This is a genomic window from Nocardia amikacinitolerans (assembly GCF_900215415.1).
GTDB lineage: Bacteria > Actinomycetota > Actinomycetes > Mycobacteriales > Mycobacteriaceae > Nocardia > Nocardia amikacinitolerans.
On the sequence record NZ_OBEG01000001.1, the window covers coordinates 1,207,176 to 1,225,037 of the forward strand.

The 17,862-nt window shown below is 65.0% G+C and carries 12 protein-coding genes; 2 read left to right on the top strand and 10 right to left on the bottom strand.

Going from position 1 to position 17,862, the window contains the following annotated elements; translation table 11 throughout:
* Positions 1 to 30: 30 nt before the first annotated feature.
* The 5 genes from CRP45_RS05790 to CRP45_RS05810 all read right to left on the bottom strand — a co-directional run bounded on the left by CRP45_RS05790 (position 31) and on the right by CRP45_RS05810 (position 11,010).
* Entirely contained in the window at positions 31 to 1,419 is a 1,389-nt protein-coding gene (locus CRP45_RS05790) for an MFS transporter (protein ID WP_097244092.1), read from the bottom strand.
* A 618-nt stretch (positions 1,420 to 2,037) separates the two neighbouring features.
* Entirely contained in the window at positions 2,038 to 5,325 is a 3,288-nt protein-coding gene (locus tag CRP45_RS05795) for a protein kinase domain-containing protein (protein WP_097244593.1), read from the bottom strand.
* A gap of 165 nt (positions 5,326 to 5,490) precedes the next feature.
* A complete protein-coding gene (locus CRP45_RS05800; RefSeq protein ID WP_097244093.1) occupies positions 5,491 to 6,489 on the bottom strand; it encodes an ABC transporter permease in 999 nt (332 codons plus the stop codon).
* A gap of 46 nt (positions 6,490 to 6,535) precedes the next feature.
* Positions 6,536 to 9,169, bottom strand: a complete 2,634-nt coding sequence (locus tag CRP45_RS05805) for an oligopeptide/dipeptide ABC transporter ATP-binding protein (protein ID WP_425436913.1) — start codon at positions 9,167 to 9,169, stop codon at positions 6,536 to 6,538.
* Positions 9,170 to 9,243: 74 nt separating this feature from the next.
* The gene (locus tag CRP45_RS05810) at positions 9,244 to 11,010 is read right to left on the bottom strand and encodes an ABC transporter substrate-binding protein (protein WP_218841083.1); all 1,767 of its coding nucleotides are present in this window, start codon (positions 11,008 to 11,010) and stop codon (positions 9,244 to 9,246) included.
* A 320-nt stretch (positions 11,011 to 11,330) separates the two neighbouring features.
* Between CRP45_RS05810 and CRP45_RS05815 the strand changes: the two genes are divergently transcribed.
* Both CRP45_RS05815 and CRP45_RS05820 read left to right on the top strand, forming a co-directional pair.
* Positions 11,331 to 12,407, top strand: coding sequence for a 2OG-Fe(II) oxygenase family protein (locus CRP45_RS05815; RefSeq protein ID WP_097244594.1), 1,077 nt, complete (start codon positions 11,331 to 11,333; stop codon positions 12,405 to 12,407).
* A gap of 20 nt (positions 12,408 to 12,427) precedes the next feature.
* Positions 12,428 to 12,961 (top strand): DUF6879 family protein, encoded by a 534-nt coding sequence (locus CRP45_RS05820; RefSeq protein ID WP_097244096.1) that lies wholly within the window; start codon positions 12,428 to 12,430, stop codon positions 12,959 to 12,961.
* On the opposite strand, the gene CRP45_RS34465 is transcribed toward CRP45_RS05820, so the two are convergent.
* From CRP45_RS34465 to CRP45_RS05845, 5 genes are read right to left on the bottom strand one after another with little or no spacing between them, the layout of a single operon-like run.
* Complete coding sequence (locus CRP45_RS34465; RefSeq protein ID WP_342746997.1) at positions 12,897 to 14,285, bottom strand: glycosyltransferase family 4 protein; 1,389 nt, start codon at positions 14,283 to 14,285, stop codon at positions 12,897 to 12,899. The genes CRP45_RS05820 and CRP45_RS34465 overlap by 65 nt on opposite strands.
* Entirely contained in the window at positions 14,176 to 15,060 is an 885-nt protein-coding gene (locus CRP45_RS05830; RefSeq protein WP_097244098.1) for a phytanoyl-CoA dioxygenase family protein, read from the bottom strand. Before CRP45_RS05830 ends, CRP45_RS34465 begins: the two co-directional genes overlap by 110 nt.
* Before the next feature lie 49 nt (positions 15,061 to 15,109).
* Entirely contained in the window at positions 15,110 to 15,997 is an 888-nt protein-coding gene (locus CRP45_RS05835; protein ID WP_097244595.1) for a phytanoyl-CoA dioxygenase family protein, read from the bottom strand.
* A gap of 57 nt (positions 15,998 to 16,054) precedes the next feature.
* Complete coding sequence (locus tag CRP45_RS05840) at positions 16,055 to 17,404, bottom strand: cytochrome P450 (RefSeq protein WP_097244099.1); 1,350 nt, start codon at positions 17,402 to 17,404, stop codon at positions 16,055 to 16,057.
* Complete coding sequence (locus CRP45_RS05845) at positions 17,401 to 17,856, bottom strand: ester cyclase (RefSeq protein ID WP_097244100.1); 456 nt, start codon at positions 17,854 to 17,856, stop codon at positions 17,401 to 17,403. Before CRP45_RS05845 ends, CRP45_RS05840 begins: the two co-directional genes overlap by 4 nt.
* Positions 17,857 to 17,862 lie beyond the last annotated feature (6 nt).

A 17,862-nucleotide genomic window follows, 5' to 3' on the forward strand; every position in this document is an offset into this window, starting at 1 on the left:
GCTTGTCGCTGCCCTCGCACCCGAACTGGTTCAGGCGTAGAGCTGTTCGCCGGGGACGGCGTCAGGATCCGCGCGGACCTCGGCGGGATTGGTTTCCCGCAGTAGCCAGGCGCTGAAGACGGTGACCAAGCCCATCAGCGCCAAATACGCCGAGACGAGCGTGGTTCCACCCGTATTGGCGATCAGCGCCGTCATGATGAACGGCGTGCCTCCGCTGACGGTGATCGCGGCCAGTTGATAGGCCAGGGACGCACCCGAGTAGCGCAGTCGAGGCTCGAACAGCTCGCCGAGGAAAGCCGCCAGCGGACCATAGGTCAACGATTGCAAGATCGTGCCGACGGCGATGGCGATGAAGAACATCGGCAGTTTCCCGGTGTCGACCAGCAAGAAATACGGGAAGGCCCAGGCCGCGAGACCGATTCCGCCGACGAGGATGAGCGGTCTGCGCCCCACTCGGTCGGATCGATGGCCCGACCAGAGGATCACCGCGCAGCCGAACAGGGAGGCGACCAGCGAGACGGTCAAGATGTCGTTTCGCTTCATGCCGAGCTCGTGTGTGCCGTAGCTGAGCACGCCGGCGATGCTGATGTAGAAGGCGGTATTGGTGGCGGCGAGCAGGCCGCAGCCGAGCAGGATCTTGCGCCAGTGCAGCCGGACCGCCTCTGACAGCGGGGCTTGGGCGACCCGGGCGGGGCGCTTCTCGGCCACTTCCCGCTGCAAGTCCCGAAATTCGGGCGTGTCCTCGACCTTGGTCTGGATGTAGAGCACAACCGGGAAAAGCAGTGCGCTGCACCAGAACGGCACCCGCCAGCCCCAGCTCAGGAACGCCTCAGCGGAGAGGGCTGAGGTCGCGACCAGGAATACCAGATTGCCGAGGACTACGCCGAGCGGGACACCCATCTGTCCGAAAGTCCCAGCGAATCCTCGTCTTTTCGGGCTCGCGGATTCGGTGAGCAGCAACACGATGCCGCCCCACTGTCCACCGCAGGCGATGCCCTGCACGAATCGCAAGGCGACCAACAGGATCGGCGCCGCGACCCCGATCGCGCTCGTGCTCGGCAGACAGCCGATGAGGAAGGTCGCCAAGCCCATGCCGAGCAGGCAGGTGACGACGGCGGGCTTGCGTCCGTACTTGTCGCCGAAGTGCCCGGCGAGCACGCCGCCGAGCGGACGGGCCACGAAACCCGCCCAGAACGTGCTGAACGACAGCAGCGTGCCCATCAGCGCGGAGCTGTCCGGGAAGAACACGTGCGGAAACACCAGCGCGGCCGCAGTCCCGTAGAGGAAGAAGTCGTACCACTCGATGGAGCTGCCGATCAGACCGGCGGCGAGGAGTTTGCGATGGGCTCGCCCGCGTTCGGCGGCCGGCGCGAGGGGGGTTTGGCCGGGGCCGGCTGGTTCCAGTGGTGGTGCGGTCATGCGCGTACTCCTGGTCGAGATGTGTCCCACTGATCGAGATCGAGTGGAATAGAACTTGACGCCAAGTTCAGTTTGGTGGGAACAGTGTGGAGTAGCGGCGAAGTAATGTCAATCACACTTTTCGCGAGCGACGCATCGGTCGGTTTCGAGTGCCGAGCGCCTGTCTACACCGGAGCCTGGCACATACATCCAGTTCAGAGGCATGAATGTCCTCACATACGATGGCGCGCTGCGGCATCGAACCGTCCACTCGGGTCAAGCCCTCGGGTCATCCCGGCGGCCGATTCGGCCTGAATGCCCGGCGAATCAGCGTGAGATTCGCCTGCAAAATTGGACTCGATGTCAGTTGCACCCGAGTGTGGCAGGGTCGGGAACGCTCACCCGGCCGCAGTTGTCGGCACCACCTACGCGACATCGGGTGCTCGGGCCGTTGGCCGCGGCCTGAACCGCGCCCGGAGCTACTCGCATCCGGCGCGGCACGAGCGCGATCGCCATCCGTCCCAGGTTCGCCACGACCGCACGGAGCCATCCGCCGTACCAGGAGCCAAGTGCACTGGGCGTGCCATCGAGACCGCGTTCCGAACGCGGAACCGCGCTCGAACTCCGGGTAGCCCCGGCTCAGGAAACCCCCTGATGGGCCCGGTCCACGAACCAGGCCGCGATCTGGGCGCGGGAGGTGAAACCGAGCTTGGTCAGGATGTGTTCGACATGGCCTTCGGCGGTGCGCTGGGAGATCACCAAGGTGGTGGCGATCTGCTTGTTGGTGAGTCCTTGGGCAACCAGTTCCGCGACCTGCCGTTCGCGCTTGGTCAGCTTCCCGCCATCGCCTGTCGTAGGCATTCCCTCGCTCGGCTGCTCGGCGAGTGCGTAGGCGACCGCGACATTCATCGTCATGGCCCGCCCACGCCGGAAGGCCACGTCGAATCTTCGCTCGCCGAGCGCGCGACGCACCATGCTGTCGCACTCGTCGTGCGACAGGGACAGTTGTGGGAAGAAGATCGAAGACCCTGAGCTCGACCGTGACAGACTTTCCGCGGCACCCATCAGAACCGCCGCCCGCTCAGCGTTCTCCTCGGCGATGATCCAGGCCATTCCCTCGAGATCGAGGACCGCGACGACCGGGCTGCGGACAGACCGGTTCACCCGCAGCGATTGATGCAGTACGTCCTGCGCGCGAGACCTTTCGCCCTGCTGCCATGCGCAGATTCCCAATCCCCACAGCGTGGTCGACCGGAACAACGATTCGCCGCTCGACTCGGTGATGGACAGGACCTGCTCGAGGTTCTCGATCGCTTTCCGGGTATCTCCGCGAGCCGCGTGCGCCCAGCCGAGCGTCATCAACGCCGCTACATGGAGATGTCCGCTGGGGTCCGAACCGAACACCTCGACCGCACCTTCGAAACAGGAGACCGCGCGAGCGGGCTCGCCCCGATACAGCGATAGAACGCCATCGGCGGAGGCGACGAGAGCCCGATGCAGTGGAGCAGGGTCGCGTTCGGCGAGCGCGCGAGCCTGCTCCAGCAATGCCTCCGCCGTGTGAAAGTCCTGTTGCTCCGCGGCCATCACGGTGCCGACATTCACCACCCGGATCCGGTCGGGTAGCGAGCGAGCGCCGGGGTGGGCGAGGACGCGCTCGATCCACCGTCGACCTTCTCCGTACAGACCCCGAAAGCTCCAGAACAGCCACAAAGCGGTGACCGTGCGCAGCCCGGCCTCGCCCGACTCGGGGCTGTCGTCGGACAGGCAGAATTCGAGTGCTTCGCGCAGGTTCAGTTGCTCGCGTTCGAGCCGAGCCAGCAAGTCGGGTTGCCGTTCACTGATCCACCCGGCTTCGGCGTCCAGCGCCAGCCGCTGGTACCAGTCGCGGTGCCGCCGACGCAGATCCCGGTCTTCGCCGACCTCGCGCAGCTGCTCGCGCCCGTAGTCGCGCACCGTCTCCAACAGTCGGAACCGCACGGCACCGTCGAGCTCCTGGCGGAGCACAATCGACTTGTCGACCAGCGAAGACAGCGCGTCCAGGGCACTCTCCTCGCCCAACTCCGCGCCGCAGACCGGCTCGACCGCGTCGATGTCGAAGCCGCCGGCGAACACGGACAACCGAGCCCACAGTCGTTGCTCGACCGGCGTGCACAACTGGTAACTCCAGTCGATGCACCACCGCAGCGTCTGCTGCCGCTGCGGCGCACTGCGGCTGCCACGGGTCAGCAGCGCGTAGCGGTCGGTCAGCCGCGCCATGATCTGCTCGGGCGACATCGTGCGTATCCGCGCCGCAGCGAGCTCGATCGCCAGCGGCAACCCATCCAGCCGGGCGCAGATCCCCGCCACCGCGGCCATGTTCTTCTCGGTGATCTCGAAACCGGGCACCACCGCCGCGGCACGCTCGGCGAACAACGTCACCGCGTCGTATCGAGGCAGTCCCCGCAGCGTCGGCGCACCGTCGTGGCTCGGAACGGTCAGCGGCGGCACCCGCAGCACCGCTTCCCCGGCGATGTCCAGCGGCTCCCGCGTGGTTACCAGGACTCGCAGGCTCGCACACGCCTGCAACAGGCTTTCGACCAAATCCGCCAAGGCGTCCACGACCTGCTCGCCGTTGTCCAGAACCAGGAGCGCTTCCCGCGAACACAGGAATTCGACAAGGACTTCCCGCATCGGCCGCGCCGCGTCGTCCCGCAAGCCGAGACCGCCCGCCACCACATCGATCAGCAACGCCGGATCGGTCACGTCGGCGAGCTCGATCAGAAAGACACCGTCGGCGAAATCGCGTCGGACGGTCGACGCTGCTCGCAACGCCAGCCGTGTCTTACCGACGCCACCGATCCCCGCCAGCGTCACCAGCCGCGACACCGACAACAGGCTCTCGAGCTCGGCCATCTCGGTGCGGCGGTCGATGAAACTGGTCAGCTCGAGCGGCAGCTCGCCGGTGCTGCCGCGGCCCCGAACCCGTTGCGGTGGGGACGATTCCGGCTTCGGCGACGTCTCGGCGCGTGGCTCGTGCGCGGCGATCGGTCGCCCACGCAGGGCCATCTCGCCGACCTGGTATCCGTGGTCGCGCTGCACCTGCCGCAGCGCCTCGCCCAACCCCTGCGCCGACGGTCGCGCCTGCGGATCCCGGCTCATCGCCAACTCCACCACCGCCGCCACATCCTCCGGAATGCCACCCTCCCGCAGGTCCGGTACCGGCTGGCTGGTGATCCGCAAGAACTGCGCCACCACCTGCTCACCGCTGCGCCGCTCGAACGCCGCGTGCCCCGTCAACGCCGAGAACAGCGTCGCGCCAAGCCCATACACATCCGCGGCAGGTGTCGCGGCCTCCCCCGCCAGAACCTCGGGCGCGGTGAACGCGGGCGATGCGGTCACCACTCCCGTGGCGGTGTGGAACCCCCCGGCAATGCGGGCGATGCCGAAGTCGGTCAACGCCGGCTCCCCGTACTCGGTCAGCAGAATATTGCCCGGCTTCACATCCCGATGCAGGATCCCCAACCGATGCGCGCTCTCCAGCGCACCCGCGATCTTGACACCCAGCGCCAACGCCTGCTCGATCGACAACGGTCCTTCCCGACGAATCGACGCGTCCAGCGAATCCAACGGGTGATACGGCATCACCAGATACGGCCGCCCACTCGCGGTCTCCCCCACCTGCAACACCGTCACGATGTTCGGATGCCCGGTCAACCGGCCCATCGCCTTCTGCTCACGGAAGAACCGCGCCCGATTCTCGGCGTCCAGTTCCCCGGTCAGCACCTTCACCGCCACCGTGCGGTCCAGCTCCCCCTGCGTGCACCGAAACACGACACCGAAACCGCCGTGCCCGATCTCCTCGGCATCCTCGAAACCGGACGCGCTCAATTCCACCGCGACGGGCATATTCACGTCGCGACTGGTCCGCAGCGGATCCTCGTCGACCATCAGTCGTCCGCGAACCACCGGGCACGGTCACCGGGCACCATGCGCTCACCTTCCGACACCGCCAGCGTATCGCTGGCCAGCGGCGAGGCGCAGATACCGCGGAATCGAGCACGTTCGCGTCGGCGGTGATGGCGACCCGACCCGCGGCGTCATGGTGAGCGCCCGTCAATCATCAGGGGTCCTGGGATCGGCGAGTGCTTGGCCGAGGTCGACGAGGAAGTTCGTCAGGACGTAGATCGCGCCGAGTGTCAGGGTGATCCCGGCGATGGTGGTGTAGTCGCCGGCTTTGATGGCTTGCGCGGTGTAGAGGCCGATGCCGGGCCAGGCGAAGATCAGCTCCAGCAGAATATCGGCGCCGAACATGGCGGCAACCTGCATGCCCGCGATCGACAGAGTCGAGTTCACCGAATTCCGCAGCGCGTGTTTGACGACGACCCGTAGCTCGGTCATGCCTTTGACGCGGGCAGTGCGAACGAAATCCGAGCGAAGCGTGTGCTGCAGGCTGCTACGGAGCGCACGGCCGATGGCGACCGCTGGCACCATGGACAAGCACACGACGGGAAGAATCAAGTGCTCGACGGCATCAACGAATACGCTTGGTCGCCCCGCGAGCAGCGAGTCGACGAGCAAGAACCCGGTCGGTCCGCTGGGCGCGTCACCGTAGGAGCTGCGTCCGCGAGCGGGCAGAACCCCGAGTTCTTTGTAGAACAACAGGATTCCGAGCAATGCCGCGAGGAATATCGGCATCGACGATCCGCCGATCAGCACGAATCGCAGGGCGCCCGAACCCGGCCACCGCAGTGCTGTCGCCGCTCCGAGCAGCAAGCCGAGCAGCACGGCCAGCACGAATCCACAGATGACCAGTTCCGCTGTAGCGGGCAGGAAGTCGGCGATATCGGAGCTGACCGGTCGGCGAGTCACCGCGGACTGTCCGAAGTCGCCGGTGGCCGCCTTCTCGACGTAGTCGACATACTGCACCGGCATCGGCCGATCGAGGCCGAGGTCGTGCCGTGCTCGCTCGACGACCTCGGCGGACGCCCTGTCGCCGACGAATGCTCGGGCCGGATCGACTGGAGAGACTTGCCGCAGCACGAACACCACCGCAGCGAGCGCGAGCAGCACGAGGACGGTCGCACCGCAGCGCCGGGCTATGACTTTGAGCATCGAAGTCTCCCTCGCGGTGGAAGAAGGGGGCAATGGCGGAGTGCGGTCAGCGATCGGTGAGGCGGTCGCGGAGTACGTCACCAGCGAGGTTCGCGATCGTGGCGAGTACGAAGAGCCCGATCGCGGGCATGATCGGCACCCACCAGGAATCGAGGAGGTAGGGCAAGCCCCTCGAACACATCGCACCCAACTCGGGAGCCGGCGCGGGAGCGCCGAGCCCGACGAAGGAAAGGCCGGACAGCATCAGGATCAACGCGCCGACATCGAGGCTGGCCGCGATAATGGTCGGCGGCCACGCGCCGGGTAGCAGGTGCAACCAGCCGAGCCTCAATCGGCCGGCACCGGACAGTCGCGCGGCGTCGATGTGCGGCAGCGATCGGAGCCTGGTCACCTCGCCCCGCACGACTCGTGCGTACAGCGGCCACCAGACGAGTGCCACCGCCGACAGCGTATGCACATACGACGGCCCGATCGCGGCTACGACGGCGATCGCGAGCAAGGCTGCAGGCAGGGCGATGAAGATATCGGTGACGCGCATGAGGATCCGGTCGACGAATCCGCCGAGGGCGCCTGCGACGAGCCCAACGGCGCCGCCCAGGGCGACTCCGGACGCGATCACGCCGAGGGCACCCCACCAGCTGGAGCGCATGCCGATCAGGACACGGCTCAGGATGTCGCGCCCGACCTCGTCGGTACCGAGCCAATGCGCCGCGTTCGGTGGGGAAGTCGGAGGCCCGACCGGTAGATCGGGGTCGTAGGGGGCAATCCACGGCGCGCCGAGCATGACGACGATCAGCGTCGCCAGCACACACAGGGTGATCACATCACCCGGTTTCGCGCGTCGGCGTGGCGTTACTGACGCGGCCGCCGATTCGCTGCCCGCGCCACTGGTCGTGTCGGGCGCCGTCGACGGAACGTTCGTCGCGCCCGTCGGCTTGGTGCGCTGCTGTACCGGTGCGCTCCTGGGATTCGGCACCGCAGCCAGCAACGCCTTGCTGTAGGGGTGCGACGGTGCGAATGCCACCTCCTCGGCGGCACCGATCTCCACGATCTCGCCGCGATACATCACCGCGACGCGGTCGGCGATGAAACGCGCCGCGGCCAGATCGTGGGTGACGAAGACGACCGTCAGCCCGAACTCGCGCCGCAGTGTCTGAATCAAGTTCAACGTCGACGCCGCCAGCGGCGCGTCCAACGCCGAGGTCGGCTCGTCGCACAGCAACACCGCGGGAACAACGATCGTCGCCCGCGCGAACGCGACGCGCTGGCGCTGCCCTGTCGACAAGCTGTCGGCACGTAGGTCGGCGACGGCTGCCGGAAGCCCGACGCGTTCGAGCGCTGCGATGACCTGAGCGCGGCGACTGGCCTGGTCGAGCGTCCGCGGCAGCCGTTCGCCGACCTGTCGGCCGACGGTCAGCCACGGTGTCAGCGACGCGCTGACGTCTTGGAAGATCATCTGCGTCGATGATCCGGACACCTCGACGACACCGCTGTCCGGTTTCTCCAATCCCGCCATCATCCGCAGCAGTGTCGATTTGCCCGACCCGGACTCCCCCACCACCGCGACGGCCTCGCCCGCTTCCACCCGCAGGTCGAGGTTGCGCAGCACCGGCAACATCTCGCGCCCGCCCAGACGGTTGCGAATTCGGAAGCCCTTGCCGACTTCGACGCAACGCACGGCAGGTCGCGAACGGACCGGGATGACCAGCGGCGGGAATGCGAGAGTCGGCCCGCGCGCGTGGGTCCGGTCGACCTCCGCCGGGAGGATGCACGCCGCGCGACCGGAGTGTGTGGCAGCCGGTGTCAGGGGGATCAGCGACCGATCGCATTCGTCGGTGCGAAGCGAGCAACGCGGAGCGAACGGACAACCCGGCGGGGGGTCACGGGGATCCGGTGGCATACCGGTCAGCACCGGTATTCGATGGCCCAACGGCAGACCGAGATCGAGCCGCGAACCCAAGAGGCCGACCGTGTAGGGATGAGAGGGGGCGGCGAGGACGTCGGTCGTGGCGCCGATCTCGACGAGGCGCCCCCCGTACATGACCGCGACACGGTCGGCGACCTCCGCGGCGACGCCGATGTCGTGAGTGATCAGCAGCACCGAGCAACCGAGCTCCGCCCGCAGGTCGGAAAGCAACGCCAGAATCTGCGCCTGCACTGTGACGTCCAGCGCCGACGTCGGTTCGTCGGCAATGATCAGGTCCGGCTCTGCCGCGATCGCGATCGCGATCATGACCCGTTGCCGCAATCCCGCGGAAAGCTCGTGTGGGTACGCCCGCAGCCTGCGGCCGGCCTGCGGGACGCCGACCAGGTCGAGCAGCTGGACTGCCGCCGCGGTCGAGCCGGCGACTTCCCGCACCTGGTCGCCGATTCGCATCGTCGGATTCAACGACGTCATCGGATTTTGAAACACCGCACCCAGGTGGGCGCGACGGATCTTGCGTCGCTCGGCACGCGGGGCGGTAACCATGTCGACGCCACACACCTCGGCCCGTCCGGTTACGACGGCAGGCGGATCGCCGACCGGGAGCCCGAGCAGGCTCAGCCCCAAGACACTTTTGCCGGAGCCGGACTCGCCCACGAGCGCGAGGATCTCTCCGGCGGCGATCTCGATGCTGACGCCCCGGACCGCATGTAACGCGACGCTTCGGCGGCGAAACACCACATGGAGGTCGCTCACACGTGCACGGGGCGTGCGTGTGGCGGCCGACTTGCCGCCTTCGTCCGCGCGAGCCGCGCCGTTCAAGGAGCGCTTCACCTCGCTTTCACCTTCCGGAGCAGGTTGATGGGCACCATTCCCAAGCCGAGCAGCGTATGCACGATCTGGCCGATGCCGGAGTTGGTCACAATGACGTCTCTGATGTCGTAGAGGTTGACAACCCACGCCTGATCCATCACTATCTCAGCGCCCTTGACCCACTGCACTTGTGCGTCCGCTTTGCTGCGGGATCGCTGCCCCGCGTCCATGACGGCGTCGAGAGCGGTGTTCGAATAGTTGAACCAGTTGATCGGCGACACGCCCGTGCGGAAGAAGATCCGCAGTGTGGTGTCGGCGTTGAGCGCGTCACCGCCGGACCCGTGGATCAGCATGTGCGGTTGCTGTCCGATAGGCGTCGAATGCAGTGCGAACACCTGCGAGGTGGGCATGGCCCGCACCGTGGCAGTGAATCCCAGCGCTGCCAACTGTGTCTGTAGTAGCTCGGTGACGCGGGCATCGGTCGCTCCGCCTGCCTCGTCGTAGGCGAGGTCGATCTGTTTGTCACTGTCCCGCAGCTTCGCGATCAGCGCCTTCAGAGGGGCGACATCATGGTCGGGCGCGTCCGGGGCAGCGCCCTCGGGCAACACTCCGGCCGGGTAGAACTGGGTGGATCGCGAGGCCGTCGAGCCGTACGCCGGCTCGATGAGCGCGGGAACGTCCACCGCCGAGCGCATCGCCTGGCGGAACTCGCGATCGGAGAACACACCCTTCTTCCAGTTCAGGAAGATCGACGACTTGAACGCCGTCGGATGCTCCACCACGGTCAACGCCGAGTTCGTCTTCATCGCCTCGATCGCGGCGATCGGCAGCCCCTTGGTGACGATGTCCAGCTGCCCCTGCTCGAGCAAAAGGCGTTGTGTCGTGATATCAGGAATGATCTCTACGCGCAGCGAGGTGAATTCCGGTTTCGTTCCCCAGTACCCGTCGTAAGCGGTCAGCGTGTAGTGACTGCTCGGCACGAACTCCGTGATCTGGTAGGGCCCGGTCCCCGCATCGTGCGTACTCAACCAACCCTGCGCGAGATCTCCGTTCACGCCGTGGGTCCGCACCGCGGTCGGGCTGACCGCCTTGAGTCCCCACGGGCAGGCGAGGTAGTCCAGGAACGGCTCCACAGGATGCGGGAGCTCGATAACGAGCGTGGTGTCGTCGGGCGCGGACATCGATGCCACGTCGGCGACCAGGTAGGCCGGCGCTTGGTTGACGGCGGCACGCCGGTGAAAACTCTCGATGATCGTCGCGGCCGTCATGGGCGTGCCGTCGTGGAAGGTGACACCCGGACGTAGCTTGAACGTGTAGGTGAGGCCGTCGTCGGTGGTCGTCCACGACTCGGCAAGGGCGGGCCCGATTTCGGGCGAATCGGGTTTGTAGGCGACCAGACCTTCGTAGACACTCAGGGTGACCTGGAGACCCTCGCCCTCGTAGAAGATGTCCGGGTCGGGCACTTGCATGTCGGCCAGAAATCCGAACCGGATAGTGTCGCCAACCGGTCGGGCTCCACGGGATCCGCCCGCACATGCCGACAGCAGCGCCGAGGCGCCGAGTGCTCCCGTCGTGGCGACGAGCGCAGTGCCCTTCAGAAATGTCCGACGGTCCGCGGTCATGCTCATATCGCCACGCGCCTTTGCACAGTCGTCGTTGACCCGCGAAGCCATTGCCGCACCTGACGACCCTCGAGCCTTCGCGGGCGCGGTGCCGAGACTCCCGACACCGCGAGCAATACCTGATTTTCGTTCCGAGGTTCCGCCACCGACCGCCGCGGCCACCCACCGATACATGATTCGAATCCCAAGTGTCGCACAGGAATCCGCCCCCGCGTATCGAAATCGCCAGTGGCGCAACCGAACTTCCGGACCCGGGGTCCATGGGTCTTGACACTCGAGCGGCTCCCTCGGATCGCCGAAAGCCGCACTGTACACGCGTAGAGAGAGTTCCCTATCGCGACGCGAACGCCGCCTTGATCAGCGACTATTGACAGCGCAGCTGTGGTGATGCGATGTTGAATACACCGCAGATCCGCGTCATCAATATCAGGCACCGCTCCGATATTTTCGCTTGGATATCATCGTCCGACAGGGGTCACGACGTGAGCAACAAAGAAGCCGACGATACGGTATCCAACTTCGGAGGGGTATACGAGGATCTCGACTATTCCGGGTACACGCTCATCGAGAGCCCCGGCGACAATTTCGACGACGATTTCCGGCCACAAGTCTGCGACATGGTGGATCTGCAGGGCAGCTCGGCGGGACGAGATCGCTTCGTCAACCTCCTAGGTACCGCCATGGAGGACGTCGGGATCGCGATTCTGATCAACCACGGTATCGGCGCCGAAGAGCTTCAGGCCATCGATACACACGCGCTGAACATTTTCACGACGACACCCGATCAGCAGAAAATGAGGTTCGTCTCACCGGACTGCGCCTATGGTGAGCCCTATTATCTGGGGTACGTGCCGCTCCAGGAATGCATGCCTTCGCTACCCCATGCGGTAGAAGCGTGGGAATTCGATAGATCTGCCTTCCGAATTCCAGGGGAAGATGGGGACAAGGCGCTCGACCACTGGCCGGACGCGAAATTCGAAGCCGAATTCAGAAGGTTTTGGCAGGCGTGCGAGGAACTGACCCCGCGGCTCGGCAGAGCACTGCTCCGATATCTCGATGTCGATCCTTCGCTTTATGACGAGAAGATCTTCCCCACGAACGATGTGCTGAGGATCAATCACTACCCGCCCATCAGCACTGCCGCCGGGAGCCTTGCCTCGCCGGCTCGCGTTCTCGCTCACGAGGACTACGGACTCATCAGTCTGATGCTGGGTAGCCCTATCGAAGGGCTGCAGGTGTACAGCCCGCGCAGCAAGGCTTGGAGCAGGGTCCACACTCCAGCCGATTCTCTTGTCGTGATCAGTGGTGAATGGCTGAGGTTTATCAGTGGCGATCGCTTCCGTGCCTGCACCCACCGCGTCAGCGTGCCACGCGACCCTGCTCAGCGGGCCGCGCCCCGGGTCACTGTGCTCTATACGCTTCATCCGTTCGAAGCGTCGGTCGTCGAAGTGCTGCCGGGCCTCCAGCCGAATTATCAGCCGATCAGTGGCCGAGGTTTCATGACACGGGTGGCTGACAGACTATCCGAAAGATGCAGAATGTCGACAGATCAGTTTTGAGATTTCGGAAGGGCGCCACTATGTTCTTTCTTCCCCGGTCCGACATCGCTTCTCTGTTCGGCCAGGCTCGGTATCGCGCCTTTCAATTCGAGAGAGAAGACGAACATATCGTGAGCGACGAGCACGAACCGATGCGTCGCTATCAGGCGGGGCTGGTGCCGCTGGACCCGGACGACTACCCGACCCTATGGAAGGAATGGGAGGACCTGAGTGACGCGACCACCGCTAGAGGAGTCGCGATGCAGCGTGTCCGGGTAGTCACCGAACCCTTGACCGAATACATCCGTTTTCTCCACGCGGTAACCGGGCGCAACCAGGCACACGGTGAGGATATTCGCTGGCTCCCTCGTCATTGGTTGAAGCCCGAGGACTACACCGCGGACGAGTGGTGCCTGATCGACGATGACACGCTTGCCTGGACATTGTTCGACGACGAGGATTTCGTGGGCTACGGCCTGACGCACGATCCGGTCGAAGTCGCGCGCGCAATTACCGTGCGCGACGCGCTGTGGGCAAAAGCTGTCCCACACACCGAGTACGTTCCGGGAGCTTGATAGGCCGCTTACTCGATCCGCGAGGCTGCGTCCAAAAGCCGAGATCACCACCCGATCGTCGATGCCACACCAACCCCCGAGCCAGTTCCAGCACGCCCCTGGCTCGATGCCCGAACGATCGTGGCGGCAGCGACCGGTACACCCGCAGATAGGCCTCGACCATCCGGTCCGGGTGCCCGTCTCCGGCGACCGAGGCCAGCGCGCCCGCGACGATCCTTTCCCGGATCCGCGTATCGCCGAGCTCGCGCAAACAACGGGGAATATCGGAGAATGCCTCGCGCCGACGGTATTTCAGCCCGGTCACCCCGTCGGTGACCATGCCGAAGCCGGGACTGTCGGGCACGATCACCGGACAGCCCGAGGCCATCGCCTCGAGCATCACCATCGGATGCCCCTCGAACCGCGAGGTGGAGATGAGCGCGCCGCCACCGGCGGCCACATCCCGATAGCACTGCACCAGAGCGGCTTTCGAACGCAAGCCGGGCCGGTAGTCCACCCGCCCTGCCAACCAATCGTCGAGCCCCAGTGTCTCCGCATTGTCCTCGATGTCGATGATCACGACCTCGAAATCCGCCAGTACACCGGCCGCCACCAGATACAACAGCCCGTGGATGCCTTTGGACGGCCAGTCGGTATCCACCGCGCGCCCGACCCACAGCAGCTGCGGACGCGGACCCGCCCGACCGGGCCCCGGCGTGCACACCGCCACGTCCGGAGCATTCGCGATCACCTGAGGCGAAGTCGCTGTGCGCGTGATCAGGGCCGCGGCCGCCTCTGCCGACACCGCTGTGTATTCGTCGAACCGCACCTCGGTCACATCGGTCGGGGTGCTGACGTGCGCGGTCACCACCGTCCCCGCGAACAGCGACGCCCACCGCAGCAGCGACCCCAGACCAGGCCAGGTCGGGCACGCCGATGTCGCGTGCACCACCGTGAATTCCCCCCGCGCGAGCCGTGCCGCCACCGGCGCGGGCGACCCGATCCACCCGCCGAGCGCACACAACGTCCCGACCCGGCCAGGGCTGCCCTGCGGCGCATACACGCCACACCGCACACCACGCTCCTCCAGCCCCCGGATCAGCACCTCCAGCACCGCTTCCACCCCACCGTCGATGACCGTCGCGACGAAGAGAACACGCTCCTCGCCTGCTCGCCGCACATCATCCGGCCACGCGCCCGACCTCAGCAGGCCTCCGGGCTCACCGGAGGGGGATTCAGTCATGTCCCCAAAGGACTGGACAAATCTTGGGATCGCTGTAGTCGACGTCCCCGTTCGGCAGCCTGCCACACAACCGATCGTTGACATGTGACTGCAGTTTCCCATTTTCGTCGTAAACCCGTTGGTATCGGTTCGCGGCATCCTGCATGTGCACGATCAGCCCTACTCTCGCAAGGTCACTCAGATTCGAGCCGCTACCGTGAATCGTCATGCAGCTGTGGAAACTCACCTGTCCTTTGCGTAACAGGAGCGGCACGCGACGAATCGGCATTCCGGTGCTCTCGAGAAGCCTCTCCGCCTTCGCCGGGTCGGGGCCACAAAAGAAGGTGTCGTTGTAGCGAACCGCGCGAATTTGCTCGGTATCCGGCCATCGATGACTCCCATCGATCATCACCACTGGCCCCATGTTCTCATCACAGTCCTGCAGAGCGATCCACGCACTCAGCATCTTGGTGGAGGTACACGTGTGCCAATGAACACGGTCGGCATGCCATTCGAGAGTGACTTCCGTGCGCGGGGGCTTGTAGATCAAGCTGCTCAACCAAAGCCTGATCTGGCTGGTCTGCGCCAGCCGCGCCGCGATCGCACCGATTACCGGCTGCAGCATGAAGCTGCCGAGACTGTCGTTGGTCAGCGCGACGTGGTCGTTGAATCGGATCCGATGGGCCGATCCCACGGTCCAGTCGTCCATTTCGTCGAGCACGATCGGCAACTTCCGGTCGCGCTCACCTCGGTGGTGTGCCGCCAAGGCAGCTGACGCGGCGTCCACTTCTTCGTCGGTGAACAATCGTGGGGTGACGAACCACCCGTGCTGCTGGTAGAACTCGACATCGTCGTCGGACGGCAGCAACCCTTGTTCCGCAGTTGACAACTCGAACATGAGACCTCTTCTCGAAACGGTACATCCGTACGGATACGGCGATGGCGCGTCACGCATCCCACAGCACTGGACAAATCGTGGGATCGCTGTAGTCGACGTCCCCATTCGGCAGCTTGCGGCACATCCGATCGTTGGCATACGACTGCAATTCACCTGCTTCGTCGTAAACCCGTTGGTAGCGGTTCAGGTGATCCTGCATGTCGACCGCTGCACCGATCCTGGCCCGCTTACTCAGATTGGCGCCGCTGCCGTGCACCGTCAGGCAGTTGTGAAAACTGACTTGCCCCTTGCGCAACAACAAGGGCACGAATCGAAGTGGCATACCGGTACGTTCGAGCCGGTCCTGCAACAGCGCCGGATCGGCGCCGAAAAAAGTTCGACCGAATCTGAGAGCGCGAACGGCCTCCGTATCCGGCCAGCGGTGGCTTCCGTCGATCATCACCACGGGTCCCATGTCCTCGTCACAGTCCTGCAAAGCGATCCATGCGGTCAGCATTTTCGTCGAGGTACAGCTACGCCAGTAGGCGCGGTCGGTGTGCCAACCGATTGTGGTATCGCCGTCTCCGGCCTGTGGTTGCTTGTACACAATGCTGCTCTGCCACAATCTGATCTGGCTCGTTTGCGCCAACCGGGCCGCGATCGCCGCGACTATCGGCTGCAGCATGAAATCGCGGAGGCGGCGATTCGTCAGCGCCACATAGTCGTTGAACCGGATCTGGTGCACCGCACCGGGGGCCCAGTCGTAGAGTTCGTCGATCGCACCTGGCAGTACGTAATCACGCTCCCTGCGGTGATGCGCTTCCAACGCGGCCAACGCATCGTCGACCGCTTCGTCGGTGAACAATCGTGGTGCGATGAACCAGCCGTGCTGCTGATAGAACTCGACATCGTCATCGGAAGGCAGCAATTCCTGTTCAGCTGTTGTCAATTCGAACACCGAATACCTCTTTTCACATCGCGACACGACGCCCGGAAGCCGCGACTCGTCTCAGCTTTATCGACCCGTCCGGCGGTCGAGAACACGCAGATGCAGTCCTCCTGGTATCAATGACACGGAGAGGGGCGGGCGAATGCGTGAACCGGCGACGGTCTGCAACCGCCAGCGACTCGCGATAGTCACCAAGGCCAGAACGACCTCGGTCATCCCGAAGGCTTCCCCGATACACTTTCTCGCCCCACCACCGAAGGGCAAAAAGGCTCCGGGGGACGCCGCGGCGCGTTCCGGCAGCCAACGGTCCGGGTCGAAACGATCGGGTCGGTCGTAGAGGTCGGCCCGCCTGTGGATGAGGTACGGGCTCAGGGCGACAGTGCTGCCGACCGGTAGCTCGTATGGCTCGAGTCTGACCCCGGCGGTGACGATGCGTGTGAAAAACCATGCGGGAGGATAGAGACGCAGGGTTTCGGTGACGATCCTCGTCGCCACCCGCAGCCGCTCCATGTCGCTGTAATCGGGCTGCCGTCCCGCGAGCACGCTGTCGATTTCGGCATGTAGCTGCGCCTCGACCTCGGGATGTTTCGCAAGTAGGTAGAGCACCCACGCCAACGCGGAGGAAGTGGTCTCCGTTCCCGCCACGAAGAACGTCACGACGGCATCGCTGACATCGTCGTCGATCGTGCCGCGCGCGTCGCTCTCACGGTCGTGGACCGTCAGGAGCGCCGAGAGCAGATCACCGTTGTCGATGCCGCTCGCTCGGCGTTCGGCAATGATGTCGTTCATCGTCGTCCGTAAGCGACGATTGGCGTGGTTGTACCGTCGGGTGCCGGGAATCGGCAGACGGCTGATCGCGTCGGGCAGCAACGTGCGTTGAAACGTACCGTCGAAGGTGGCGGTGAGATCGCTGATCACCTGATGCAGCACGCCTGCCGGAAGGGTACTGGAGAACATGGCGGCGCCGAATACCCTCGAGGTGATGGTGAACATCTCGGGACAGACGTCGAGGATCTGACCAGAACGCCAACCGTCTACGACGGCGGCTATCTGAGAGGTCATCGTGTGCGCGTAGTCCGCGAGACGTTTCGGATGAAAGGCAGGCTGCGCCAGGCGGCGCTTGTGCCGATGCCTGCTGTGCGTACACGTGGCAACGCTTTCGCCCAGCCACTCCCGCTCTCGCTCCAGGAACAGACCCCCCTTGTCGAAGGTCCGGTCGTCTACCAGCACTTTGCGAGCCAGCCCTGGATCACATATCACGACAGCCACTTTCGGACCAAGGCGGATCTTCACGAGGTCCCCGTGGTCGGGCAGCTGAGCCAGAAAGGTGAACGGCTGCTTCAAGAACGGCACGAGATGGCCGATCAAGGGCCGGGCGCCCGGCGCAGTCGGTATCTCGCGGGAGAGCTCTGTCATGAGACGCCTTGTTTCCCTTCATAGATGCCGGGGCCATCGCCGCTGACGGCGCCGACCTGGCGAAGCCAACCGAACCAATCCTCGAGACCCCAGGACCGAACGACGAGGCCGTCGGCGATCTCGTGGAATTCATGGATCCGGATCCGGACCGCTCTTCCGGTCGCGGGCACACCGAGCCACTCTCCCTCGTGTACGCCGCGCATCTCCCCGCGGACCGCGACCATCCCGTTGCCGTCCTCCCCGCGTCCGTCGACGATCGTCCGCACGACGATCGTGAATCGAGAGAAGGCGTGATTGATTGCGGCGACGAGACTTTCGATCTCGTCACGTCCTGATGCCTGCCCGGATGAGTCGTCGCTCCAGTCGGGGGCCATGACGCCGTCCAGTAGACCGACGTCGCCACTCAAACCGCGGTAAAGAGTCTCGATCAAGTCGTCGACCGATAGCGTCACCCGAGA

Excerpts from the sequence above, each read along its gene's own strand:
- CRP45_RS05820 (WP_097244096.1), top strand. The coding sequence starts at position 12,428 with ATGTTCTTTCTTCCCCGGTCCGACATCGCTTCTCTGTTCGGCCAGGCT.
- CRP45_RS34465 (WP_342746997.1), bottom strand. The coding sequence starts at position 14,285 with ATGGGAAACTGCAGTCACATGTCAACGATCGGTTGTGTGGCAGGCTGC.
- CRP45_RS05795 (WP_097244593.1), bottom strand. The coding sequence starts at position 5,325 with ATGGTCGACGAGGATCCGCTGCGGACCAGTCGCGACGTGAATATGCCC.
- CRP45_RS05790 (WP_097244092.1), bottom strand. The coding sequence starts at position 1,419 with ATGACCGCACCACCACTGGAACCAGCCGGCCCCGGCCAAACCCCCCTC.
- CRP45_RS05840 (WP_097244099.1), bottom strand. The coding sequence starts at position 17,404 with ATGACAGAGCTCTCCCGCGAGATACCGACTGCGCCGGGCGCCCGGCCC.
- CRP45_RS05830 (WP_097244098.1), bottom strand. The coding sequence starts at position 15,060 with ATGTTCGAGTTGTCAACTGCGGAACAAGGGTTGCTGCCGTCCGACGAC.
- CRP45_RS05800 (WP_097244093.1), bottom strand. The coding sequence starts at position 6,489 with ATGCTCAAAGTCATAGCCCGGCGCTGCGGTGCGACCGTCCTCGTGCTG.